9 protein-coding genes and 1 pseudogene are annotated in these 10,880 nt (G+C 55.4%); 4 read left to right on the top strand and 6 right to left on the bottom strand.

The features are described from left to right. From A2J01_RS26050 to A2J01_RS26070, 5 genes and pseudogenes are all read right to left on the bottom strand, one after another. Positions 1-1,560 (bottom strand): annotated as a pseudogene (locus tag A2J01_RS26050) (hypothetical protein); the annotation flags it as partial. Further along, positions 1,557-1,895 (bottom strand): hypothetical protein, encoded by a 339-nt coding sequence (locus A2J01_RS26055; RefSeq protein ID WP_047272170.1) that lies wholly within the window; start codon positions 1,893-1,895, stop codon positions 1,557-1,559. The pseudogene A2J01_RS26050 and the gene A2J01_RS26055, both read right to left, overlap by 4 nt. 62 nt (positions 1,896-1,957) lie before the next feature. Beyond that, positions 1,958-2,350, bottom strand: coding sequence for a hypothetical protein (locus A2J01_RS26060; RefSeq protein ID WP_029254241.1), 393 nt, complete (start codon positions 2,348-2,350; stop codon positions 1,958-1,960). A gap of 91 nt (positions 2,351-2,441) precedes the next feature. After that, on the bottom strand, positions 2,442-3,125 hold the full coding sequence (locus tag A2J01_RS26065; RefSeq protein WP_064113897.1) for an MspA family porin: 684 nt from the start codon (positions 3,123-3,125) through the stop codon (positions 2,442-2,444). Between the two features lie 590 nt (positions 3,126-3,715). Then, positions 3,716-4,567: an arabinofuranosidase gene (locus A2J01_RS26070; RefSeq protein WP_231915914.1), complete on the bottom strand. Its 852-nt coding sequence runs from the start codon at positions 4,565-4,567 to the stop codon at positions 3,716-3,718. 251 nt (positions 4,568-4,818) lie between these two features. Here A2J01_RS26070 and A2J01_RS26075 point away from each other — a divergent pair, with 251 nt between their 5' ends. Beyond that, positions 4,819-5,313, top strand: a complete 495-nt coding sequence (locus tag A2J01_RS26075; RefSeq protein ID WP_064113896.1) for a DUF1877 family protein — start codon at positions 4,819-4,821, stop codon at positions 5,311-5,313. Positions 5,314-5,473: 160 nt separating this feature from the next. Here the strand turns inward: A2J01_RS26075 and A2J01_RS26080 are convergent, their stop codons facing one another. Then, on the bottom strand, positions 5,474-5,779 hold the full coding sequence (locus A2J01_RS26080; protein WP_054188644.1) for a hypothetical protein: 306 nt from the start codon (positions 5,777-5,779) through the stop codon (positions 5,474-5,476). A 1,212-nt stretch (positions 5,780-6,991) separates the two neighbouring features. Between A2J01_RS26080 and A2J01_RS37510 the strand changes: the two genes are divergently transcribed. The 3 genes from A2J01_RS37510 (at position 6,992) to A2J01_RS26090 (ending at position 10,405) form a co-directional block, all read left to right on the top strand. Then, positions 6,992-7,684 carry a S1 family peptidase gene (locus A2J01_RS37510; protein WP_116057441.1) on the top strand — a complete coding sequence of 231 codons (693 nt, stop codon included), beginning with the start codon at positions 6,992-6,994 and terminating at the stop codon, positions 7,682-7,684. Between the two features lie 164 nt (positions 7,685-7,848). Next, positions 7,849-9,069, top strand: a complete 1,221-nt coding sequence (locus tag A2J01_RS26085) for an ATP-binding protein (protein WP_054188645.1) — start codon at positions 7,849-7,851, stop codon at positions 9,067-9,069. Position 9,070: 1 nt separating this feature from the next. Then, a complete protein-coding gene (locus A2J01_RS26090; RefSeq protein ID WP_142006286.1) occupies positions 9,071-10,405 on the top strand; it encodes a DUF6414 family protein in 1,335 nt (444 codons plus the stop codon). Positions 10,406-10,880 lie beyond the last annotated feature (475 nt).

Genomic DNA, 10,880 nt, shown 5'->3' on the forward strand with positions numbered 1-10,880 from the left:
CAAAGCTGCGATTCCAGCGGTGAGCATGAGCCCGGCTTCGGCTGCACTGAAGATGCCGCCGATGATCGGAATTCCTGCCAATTCTGCTTGGGGTGTGTCGGTTTCGTTCGGTGTAGCGGGCGCTGGGTCGATGGATGGGGATGTCCCGGCACCTGGTCCGTCCCCGCCGATGTCTCCGCTGATGTCCTCGGCCGGCGACCGCTGCGGGATCTGCTCCGGCACTTGCGCCGGAGCCTGCTCAGGGACTTGTGGTTCGGGCTCGACCGCGGGTGGGACCGGTGGTTGAGTGGGTATCGGTTTCTGGACTGGTGGATTGGGGGCCTTGTGGCCTTCGACCTGCGGTGTCTCGTTCCAATGTGGACCGTCATCTGAGCGGGTGCCGTCGTCCTCACCGGAGATCTTGGTCGGGCGCGCCGGTGCAGGCGATTTCTTGCCGCTCTGTGTGCGATCCTGCGGGTCCGCCAAAATCGGATACAGCACGTTCTCGATACCCGTGGTGTCGACGACCTGGACGAGTTGCCCGTCCCGGATCTCATAGTGCGTCGGAATGGGTGTGCCGTTGGCGTCGTAGGCCCACGGGGCATCGATTGTCGAGACCGGGTTTCCGTCGGCGTCGAAGACCGTGACCGTGCCGTCTTGGTTGACGCTCATGTGACCGCCGGGCGGCACCGCCACCGGAATCACGGATTCGTGCGACGACGTTTCGTCGTGGATCAGGAAGAAGAACCGGCTTCCGCCGGTGATCGGATCGAACACCCGCAACGAGGACTGTCCGCCAGGTGCGTACGCAGTCAACGGCGACGCGGCAGTCCCGACCGCCTGGGAGAGTACTGATTCGGGCGTGCGGGGGCTGAAAGGTCCCGGCCGCCCGCGCACTCCGATACCCGCGGCGGTGAACGCCGCAGCGCCGATCAGGGTGAGTTCGAGATACCGGTCACGGCCCGAGTCCTCCCCGGCGGTGGAAACATCTGCTGCCGGGACCGGAACCGTTTGAGCCGGTGCGATATTCGAATCCGAATCCGCGGGGATCGGTCCGGGACCACGATCGGTGGTGGTTCCCTCACCCGGGGTGGGTGTGGGTGAGGGAACCGCTGATGCCGATGCATTGGGGAATGCACCGACACCAGTTTCCGAGGCCGGGGACTCGGAAGCAATGGGCGGAACCTCGATCGTCGGCACAGGGACGATGGGGGTGCCGTTGTAGGTGGGAAAGTTCGTCGGAGCATTGGCCCCGACATTCGGGCCACCGCCTGGAGCCTGTGCACCGGGGAGCCCGACGGTGGTCGTCGGCGCAGCTGTCGCCGTCGTGGACGGCGCGCTCAGGCACGGGTTGATGATCTCTGGCGGGATGGGTGCGCCAGGTGGCAGTGAGGCGATGAGATTCAGGTAGATCTGATGATCACGTGCCCGCACCGCCGCGCAGTCTTCTTCCGGCGTCGCGTTCGCCGGAGCGGCGGAGAGTGCAATTCCCGCACCGATCGCTCCGGCCGCTCCGGTCAACAGCGCCCCAGCGGCAAGCACTCCCGCGAGAGTCCGGCGAAGTCGTCTACCGGACTTCACCGGTGCGCACCACGATTGTCACTCTTCTTCGTTCGGAGTAGCGCGATGAGTTTGTCTGCGCCCCACCAGAACAACCGTCCGGAGATCGACATCCACAAGAAGAACGCCAGGTAAACCAGGACCGTCCCGTAGTCGTTCGCCCAGCCGGCAAGCTTCCCGATCACCGCGAATGCCGCGATCAGCAACCCCAGTCCGACTGCCGTAGCGATCACAGCCTTGGAGAGTGGACTGAGTTCACTCTCCGGATCCCAGTCATCAACGTCTGCAACGTCTTTGCTATCGACGGCAGCGGGTTCCGGTTGGACACTGCGACGTTCGGCGTTGTTGACGGTCATGGCTGGAACTCCAAACAGGATGGGAGAGCGGGGACAACGAGTCGCCGGTACTGGGCGTGTTATCAGTTCCAGTACTGCTCCGTCAGCACTATGTGCCCCTCACTGGCGGGGTGATTCGGGTCGGAGACAAAGACATTGGCATGCCCACCACGCGCGGCTGCTTCACCGAGCACAGCTCCTTCGAGGGCGTCGACCTTGCCATCGGTAACAGTTATCGCGGAACCAGGCGCCAACCAGACCCCCCTCAGCGAACCTGGAACGATGTTCGCAATCGCATCAGGAATCGGGCTCGCCGCCAGCGCCGCCGTTTCGGCATTCGAAAGTGAAAGTCCGATCCGGCCATGTTCCGGTTGCACGATCGGAGTTGCAGCAGATGCCACGCCGGCGCCGAGAACACCGATCAGGGCGATACCTGCGGTGAGGGTTCCGGCAGTGGCCAAGGTACGAATCTTCATGATTTCTCCTTTGTGAGCGTGATGAGTAACCACCCCGGGACGGGACGGATCAGGAATTACTCGCCAGCAGCGCCGGCGAAGTCTGCGAGGGTCAGAGCCAGGTGGGATCGGAGTACACGAACAACGAGTTGTCGGACGTCGCCGTCGACACCGAGAGTTGTGCGTACGAGCGGATCGTCACCGGCCCCATGCACGCATCAACCTTCACGTGCACGTTCTCCGCGGTGATCGACGCCTTCGACGACTCGAGATCCTTCTTCCCCAACGGAATCGTCGTGATCGTGCCCGGCGCAATCGTCGACTGAATACTCGGATTCACCGACGCATTCACACCCACGTTCGCCGACGGGACACCCGAAATACTCACACCGACAGACGGACCGAGCGAAAAGCCAAGCCCCAAGCCAAGTCCGGAGGAAACATCGATCTGGCAGCCGATCTGCAATCCCTGCTCGACATAACCGGTCTTCACTGCCGAATCACCCTGACCGCCGATCGTGCCGGTCACCTTCGCCGACACGAACCCCTCACGGGTGAACGCCGTCGTCGCCAGATTCGGCACCGGGTTCGCCGACAGTTTCGTGGCGGCAAGATCCAACGACCAGCCGTCATCGGTGACCGTGCTCGCAAATTTGTCCACCAACGCCGTCGGCGTTGCCGATGCGCTCCCTGCGAAGACCACACCAGACGACAGCGCGGCAACCGCACACGCCGCGAGCCCCACTGCGGCCCTCGATCGACGATGGGATATGCCGTTTTGCGATTCGATCGACATGAACTGCTCCTCCACGTGACACAGCAACCAGAGCGGTAGCCGACAACTAACTGAATTAGTTACCGGACGGTACCAATCGTCCTGTTTGCCCGCCAGTGCGCCATCTCCCCCATCTTGGATTTAGGGTGAACTTTCGGTAACAGATATATATCGACAGGCTTATCAGCAGCGAAAAGGACCTAGGTCCCACTATGAGCAAGGTCACCGTTTACGGACGAGAAGACCCCTCAGAAACAGTGCGGCAAATCGGATTCGACCCGCATCCCGCGGGCCTCAGAGCAGCTGAAGGCAGAAAGTGCGGGCATCAAGCCAGTGTGCGTACTTGAATATGAAACTAACAGGCATTACCTGGCAATCAATCGTGAAGTACGGCGCCCAAGCGGGGCCTGGGAGCGCAACGCTGCACAGCTCCCGCGGAGATACTCACTTCATGGTCGGCGCGAAATCGTCGGACCCACGGGCATCGCATCGTTAGCTTGTCAATCACTGATAGGCGCAGACGACGCACACAAGTAGTACGCAAGTACGAGAAAAGGCTCTGACCAAGACCGGAGTCCTTGATCAGAGCCCTACCAACTCAGGGTCGAATGTTATGCCGGTTCTCTCATGATGCCGAGATGCCGTGCAGTCCCGGACACCCCAGGAACCTCTTGCACAGGAGACCAGGTGTTCAGCCCGTCCGTGCTGTCGGAGTAGAGATACTTTCCTTCGGTATAGGCGTCGAGATAGATCCGCCAGTCGCCGCTCGGCAACTGAACCACGGCCGGACCTTCGACAAGCGAACCCCAATTCCCGGGCGGGACAAACGAATAAGGTCCCGTCACCGAAGGAGCGACCGCATGCTCGACGACCTTCCTCGTCTCGTTCTTGGTGAACGCATGATAGGTCGATCCGACTTTGACCACGGTGGTGTCGATGTGGTCCGCACCGATCCCGGCGAGCGGAACAGGCGGGCTCCACAACCGGAGCGACGGTTCCAACGCCGTCATCAGATACGGCACAAATCCTCCACCGGTCGACATCGACAGGATGACGTTGACGCGATCGCCGTCCACAAACCATTCAGGCGCCCAGGCCTTGGTGACGAATGGTGACAGCGACGGTCCGTCGCTGAAACCAGCCGAACCCGAGAAGCCCGGGGGGCTCGCAGAACCGGTGCCATCTCCCGTACCAGGCATCAAGGCGCAGCAAAACGGAACCGGATAGTTCCCCAGCGGCGTCCAGTTGATGCGGTCGCTGCTGCGTGCAAACCCGATGTTCGCCCCACCACCCGTCGCGTAGGTGAGGTAGTACAACCCGTCCGTGTTCCGGAAGATGCTCGGATCACGCACGAGCCCAGACGGCGGCCTGTACGCCGACTGCTGGACGAGCTGAAAGCCGGTGCCGTCGGCCGACTCGTAGACATCCATGTCACGGTCGCTGGCATTGCTGAACGCCACCATTGTGTATTTCCAGTCAGGCGGCGGCGCGGCGCTACTGGCAGGGGCTGCGACCAGCAACCCCGCGACGACGAGGATCACCAGCGATACAACAGAAAGGCCGGTCCGTTTTGTCGGAATCACCGATGAAGTATGTACGACAGCCGGCCCACCATGGGTAACTTCGGTCGGAGGCAGAGCAGGATCGTTACCTGAGGCGATTCGTCCCGTAGTGACGGCGGGACGCCGGCAAGGTCAGCCGTTAGCATCACGCCATGGAACTTGGGGTGCATTTCGCGCTGTCAGACAGCGTGGCAGCGGAACTTCTGGACGCGCGCGGCGACGACGACAAACTCGGCGCTGTGGTCGAGGACATCGAGGAGACGGGCCGATCCGAGTTCTCGTGCGACACGGACAAGGCGTGGGATCCGATCCTGTGCGCCCTCTCCAGCACGGGGTACGAGCGCGTGTCCGAGAACTGGCCGGCCTACGGCGTGATCTTGGGGGACGAAGATCTCAACACCGACACCGACGACCAACTCGTCACCTACCTCGCACCCGATCGGGTCGCCGAAGTCTCCTCGTACCTGGCGGAAATCACCGAATCCGAGTTCGGCGTGCGCTACGACGCGATGCCGCTCGACGACCGCAACCCGGAATACGGCTCCGACGAGCGCGGGTACGCCTGGGGCTGGCTTCAGGAAGTGGCGGACTTTTTCCAGCGCGCGGACCGAGAGCATCGCCACGTGGTATTCACCGTGCGGTTCTGATGCCCACTACCCGAGCAGTGTGACTCCGAAAACAGTAAAGGCTCTGACCTGGACCGAAGTCCGAGGTCCGAGCCTTTGCTTTGGCGGAGGCAAGTGGATGGCATTCAAACTTAACTGTCCAGACAAGGCGGATGCTCGAAAAGTGGGATGAGCTGCAGGTTTAGGTGGCGTTGCCGTGCCGGTCGCTCTGCTCCATTACGTCCAGTTCGTCTGAAACGACGTCACGAGCGCTTTCGAACACTGAAAGTAACTTCTTCTGTTCCGAAGACAAGGTGACACGCCAGGCAGGCATACGGACTCCTGCGCTGCTGTACAGGTAGTCGGTATTACCTGGAATCATCAGGATGTGGTCGTGTTCCACCGGGATGCGGTAGGCGAGGTAGCCGTGATCGGTGATCAGGGCAAATGGATGGCCGCCCTCGAAGGCGTAGACGTCTGATCCGTCAGCCTGCGGAGCTTGTCGCATCGTAGAGGGCGTAGTTCGTTGGTCATCAGGAGACGGAGGACTCGTTGCTTCGTCAGCTGGATCGACAGCAGACACAGGTAGTGATGGTAGTTGGTCGAGCTCGTCTGACTCCGGTATGCAACTAGAAATGGCGAGGTGTGCTCGCGCAATGGAGCGGAGGTTACGATTCGCTCGTGCCACTTGACTACGTTTACGGTGCCGTTCTAAACGTTCTTCGTCACGTATTTGATATTCGGGTTTGGTCATAGTGTGCCTCCGTTTTATGTGTACTCTGTTTGTAGAACAATCGCGACTATTGTGAAATCAGACAAACGCTCATTAGAACCACGGTAGCCGTGATGACATGCAACGGCTAGGTTAGTTACGTTCTACATCAGTGATTCGGACTTGATTGTCATTAGTGGGTGATAGTTTCTTTAAGTTAGTTCGTTGCCTTTGCATGGCAATATGTACTCCTTGAGGATATATAAGCATGAAAAGATGAATAAATCTATATTCGAATGAGCGGTAGGGAGTCGATGGGGTTGACCCTCCTTCACGCCGGAATGAGTGGAGTGAGGCAATCCTCTAACAGTGACCGAAATATCTACATTTGAGATAAAGAAATAGCCCGAATTCCACACGAAGTGGAATACGGACTGAGTGGTCACCTAGCCTAGGTAAGTTCAGACCTTAGGCCTAGTCAAGCTCTTGCTCCAACATGCGAAGATATTCCGCATTCTCGCGGTCGCGCTCCACTTGAAGTACGATACTTGCTGTCAGCATCCCGGCGATCCAGGTGCAAAAAGCAAATGCGGCACCGAAGAGGCACAAACCTATAAGTTCGTATCCGGGAGCAACTAGACGTACGACCGACATCGTTAGTAGCGTGACTGCTATTGACCAGCCTGCAGCAGTGGCAACTATAGAAGGCCAACTTAGGCCAACTGTCCGTGGCGCCATAATCAAGCTCCTTACCTGCATTCCTTATCCAAAGGGTGTGGGGGCGCTCAATTAAGGCGACCGAGATAGCTACAATCGATTTATAGACATTTCGGTATACTTATTTAAACATATGGTTGACTTAACGTCAATATCATAAAATAGAGCACTCCAAAAAGAATGTAGGAAGATTTTTAACATAGCCTACGACGTTACTGAGTCATTTAGATAAAGCCTGCTTCTACATCGGGGTGGTGGTTTTTTACTTACAAAGAATGCTAGAATATACGCATGAGTGATAGCAGTCGACCGATCCGGGATTATGTTCTTCCGCTTGTCGAAGTCTCCAAAGAGGGTGAAATCTACAGCCTCAAGAGGTTCCATGGCACATGTTTTCTTGTGGGATCTGATGGAATTGCCCTCACAAATGCTCACCTCTTGGGTGTTGACACGGGCAATCATTTAGCAGTACTTACAGCCGACGATGATGGCTGGCATGTTCATCGAGTAAGCGACCAAGAAACTCACCCCTCCGAGGATGTCGCCGTACTACGAATACCGTCGATAAATTATCCATCAATTATGCGCATATCAGACACTTGGGAGGGGTCGTCGTTCGAATACAGGCAATGGTCATATCCCGAAGAGACCGCGCAAGAGCTTGAGAAGGACGGGGTCATCGCACTCAGACCTGACCTAGTCTACCTTCAGGGATATATCCGCAGAAGGATGCAAGATATCCCGTTATTCGCGATACGAGGACACTCATTCTACGAACTGAGCGAACCAGGCGTTTCTGGATGCTCGGGAAGTCCCGTTATTTCACGAGAGCCCTCCGAGATATGGAAAGTTGTAGGGATCTTTGCTGGCCATAGGCATTCTGCACAAAATGGTAACGCCAGCTCAGTTGGATACGCAGTGCGAGCAGATGCAATACACAATTGGTCGCCATCACTGCTCGGACGTTGCATTTCCGAATTGTGAGACATTTTAGCTGTGAAAATTGAATCAATTATGACACAGTAACGAGTAAACAGAAACCGATTGTACGGCTGCGGACTAGACCAGTCTAACAATGGTCGTGTGCAAAACACTCGCTCAACCAAACGTCACTTCAACTACGTTCACTAGATGCTAAAATAAGAAATATGACAGAGTCGTTCAAGTACAGCGATGGATTCTCAGGCCAACTAGCAATGATTACCTCTATTTCAAGTGACAGTATGAGGGTTAATTTCCGCTTTCCGAACGGAAATTCTGGTTTCATGACAAGCGAGAACGACGTCGCTCTACACCCTGGTGAAGTAATTCTGATCAGCGGCAACGAATTCCGTGTGGCTGACCCATCCATGTGGATAGAAGAGAAAAAAATCGGTGTCATTCGCAAAATAATCAACAAGCAACTACTTATCGAGGACGGATACTCATTCCATCTCATACCTAACAAAAAGCCGAAGGAGACTGTCGTCGGTCAAACCGTTACCTATGACGAGAGTGGTGTCCATGAAGTCATCGCCGATACGCCACTCCATCCGCGTGACGTGAACTCAACAGACATGAAACCGGACAGATACCTATGGAAGTCACAAGGCAAGAAGCTTACCTTTGACGACTTTGGCGGCTATCCAGATGTGATTGCGCGAGCACGCGAATTGATCGAAACTCCACTACTCAGAGCTGAGGAACTAGCTAGTATTCGAGCCAAGCCCATCAAAGGAGTTCTGTTCACAGGGCCACCAGGAACAGGCAAAACTCATCTTGCTAGAATCATCGCCGATCAATCCAAAGCTGCCTTCTACTCAATCAGCGGTCCCGAGATTGTCAGCAAATGGGTTGGCGACAGCGAAGGGAACTTGCGAACATTATTTGAGGACGCCGCCGCCAAGCCTCGCGCCGTCGTGTTTTTCGACGAGATCGACAGTCTCGCAGAAAAGCGGAGTGGAGAATCGCACGAATCTTCTAAGCGAGTTGTCGCCCAGCTACTGACACTCATGGACGGATTCGAGGAGAAGAGCTCCAACATAATTGTCATTGCTGCAACGAATCGTCCTGACGATATCGACCCGGCGCTACGTCGACCGGGCCGATTCGATTGGGAGATTGAATTTCCAATGCCAACAGCAAATGATCGGCTTCAGATCCTAAAAGTGTCAATGAAGCGTCTTAATGTTGTAGATCCCAGCTCTATGCCGCTAGAAACGATCGCAGAGCGTACTGACGGCTGGTCTGCTGCACGAATTGCCTCAATATGGACTGAGGCAGCTCTACTGGCTGCTACCGATCGTCGAGGATCACTTCGCGTCGAAGACCTAGCTGGAGCTTTTGAGCGTTTGCGTAATAGATCACAGTCATCAAATGGGGGAATCTAACATGAAAATAGTACCAAACTGGGTGAAACGACTTTGGGCATGGATAATGCGGAAGAAAGCTCGGGCCATTAAGAATTCGCCTTTTATGGAGTTTGTCTACCTTGACGAGATTAGCGTTCTTAGCCTTCTTGTCTCTAGAGAAGGAGAGCTGACCGAACAAATCCAAGAAGGACGCACCCAAGAAGAGTCCGTAGGAGGTGAATTGGGAAGTAGTATCGGGGCAAAAGAAACGAGCGTGAGTTCGAAGTCCTCGTTCCAAACCAAAAGCAGTCAGTCAGTTCAGGCAACGCGAAAAGCCAGTATTCAGTCCCAGTTTAAGCGGCTTCATCAACGTGTGAAGGAGGCTGACCTTCTGTTTCCTGTAGGGACCTCTGAGAATATCGACAGTATAGAGAAGCTCCTAGAGTCTAAACAAGTCAGCATCAATGTCTCCCAGCTCACCCGCGGCAGCCTTATCGAGCTAGAAGTTAAGCTACAAGCCGATCCGCTATTTAGTATGGGGTCGATCATCACTGAGGTCGCCGAGATGAGTGCCGACCATCCTGAGATTTTTGGTACTAATCTAGGAGGAGTGCTCCCGGCAGAGATGAACTCTTATGGCAAATTGTTGGATCGTTTCATGGCCGGCCTCGTTCCTATCAGGTCGATAGTAACGAACGTCAGGCTTTATGAAAAAGACAATCGACAATATCTGGTGGACACAGACCTTGCCAACAGTCTTGGCCTGCAAACCAAAGAGATTGAATTAGTGGGCGTGCTTGAAAAGGACAGATTCTGGAAAGACATGCGACGTCTGCTCTTTTCAGACGCAACAGTCACCGTTCTCGGGCGAGTGAGTATCGACGGCATCCGTAAGACCTGGACTCCCGTTAAACTACTTGATCTATTTGCAAAGACCATGCCGGGCGGCCAGCAAATCGTCGATACATTCCAAAATATTTCGTTCGATGAGGCAACTCCTAATAACGATCACGAAGCGCGTGTTTTCGAGGGCGCGCTCCGCGAATACAGTCGATTGCTGGTAGGAAATTCAAGCGCTAGCATCTCGGACGAGCAACAAAGCAATATAGATCAGATTGTTGCAATAAATCGTATTGAATGGACATCGACGGAATCACAGGTGCAAGCGTTTCAAAAGATTGCGGACCGGCTAGGCGAGTATGGTATCACTGCCACACCGGACGACCTCGCTACATTTAGAACGCAGGCGCGCACTCACGCAGGCATCACTGCGCTAGGCGACATACCCTCCATTCAGATTCCATCCACTCCATCGACAAACAGACAACCGGATGCAAATCTAATCGAAATTGAAGTCGTCGCAATGTATTGGTAATTTTTCAACAGATCAAATGAGATTTAAACCCGTTTTACCTCCATAAAACAAAGAGCGCCGAGTTGAACGATAAAGGTTCAAACTCGGCGCACCTCTGTTATTGAAAATGGAAATCATTTTGGTGGAGGCCAGTGGATGGCATTCACTTGACTGTCCAGACGAGACGGATTCTCGAAAAGTGTGATGATCTGCAGGTTTAGCCGGCGTTGCCGTGCCGGTCGCTCTGCTCCATTACGTCCAGTTCGTCTGAGACGATGTCACGAGCGCTTTCGAACACTGAAAGTAACTTCTTCTGTTCCAAAGATAAGGTGACACGCCAGGCAGGTATGCGGACGCCTGCACTGTTGTACAGGTAGTCGGTTTACCTGGAATCATCAGGATGTGGTCGTGTTCCACTGGGATGCGGTAGACGAGGTAGTCGTGATCGGTGATCAGGGCAAATGGATGGCCGCCCTCGAAGGCGAAGACGTCTGAA

The sequence above is a fragment of the Rhodococcus sp. EPR-134 genome, from assembly GCF_001647205.1.
In the GTDB taxonomy this organism is placed as follows: Bacteria; Actinomycetota; Actinomycetes; order Mycobacteriales; family Mycobacteriaceae; genus Rhodococcus_F; species Rhodococcus_F qingshengii.